The organism is Streptomyces bambusae (assembly GCF_020532645.1).
Classification (GTDB): Bacteria; Actinomycetota; Actinomycetes; order Streptomycetales; family Streptomycetaceae; genus Streptomyces; species Streptomyces bambusae.
The window spans coordinates 1-729 of sequence record NZ_JAJAUZ010000144.1; the positions used below are offsets into that span (position 1 = coordinate 1).

Consider the following 729-nt stretch of genomic DNA (forward strand, 5'->3'; position numbering starts at 1 on the left):
AGTACCAGTGGTGGGTCTGCCAGAAGTTCCAGGCGGCGAGGGGGCTGCCGTAGCGGTCGTTCATGTAGTCCAGGCCCCACTTGATCTGGGTGGCGGGGTTGGTCTTCCAGTCGGAGCCGGCGGAGGCCATCTTGGAGCCGGGCAGGGCCTGGACCAGGCCGTAGGCGCCGGAGGAGGTGTTGGTGGCGGTGTGGTTCCAGCCGCTCTCGCGGGACACGATGTTGCTGAAGGCCTGGAACTGGGCCGCGTCGGGGATCATCCGGTGCGCGATCGCCTTGGCGTCCATGGGGGCGGCCTGCGCCGGAACGGCGGCGAGGAGGGATCCGGCGACGCCGACGGCGACGGCGGAGCCCGCGAGGGCCTTCTTGGAAGCGGCGATACGGCGGATGACGGCGAGCGACACGAAAGGGCCTTCCATCGGGGACAAGGACGGCCGCCCACCTGCCCGGACCGGGGCGTGCGGGATCCACTCGGGTGTGGCGGGAGGGGATCGTGGGCGGCGGGCGGTGGGCCCGGCCGCCGTGGCGACATCACCAGTTAGCCAGCCCGCCCGGCGCCCGGCAAGCACCCCCTCCTACTAGGGGCCATCGCAGCCACCGGCCCGTCGGCCCGGGGCGGGCGGCCGGTCGTTCGCGCAGGTGGGAGCGGAAACGGCCGGGGCGTGCGAAGGCGGCTCGGGACTACTATCCCGCCTCGTTTGTGACGTAGGTCCTGTGGGGCGGCTCACCG

Annotated in this window: 1 protein-coding gene; it reads right to left on the reverse strand. The window is 72.4% G+C overall.

Annotated features, from left to right (window positions below; translation table 11 throughout):
* The coding region (locus LG634_RS37555; RefSeq protein ID WP_455402895.1) for an aggregation-promoting factor C-terminal-like domain-containing protein at positions 1 to 403 on the reverse strand (403 nt) is incomplete at its 3' end.
* Positions 404 to 729: the final 326 nt, after the last annotated feature.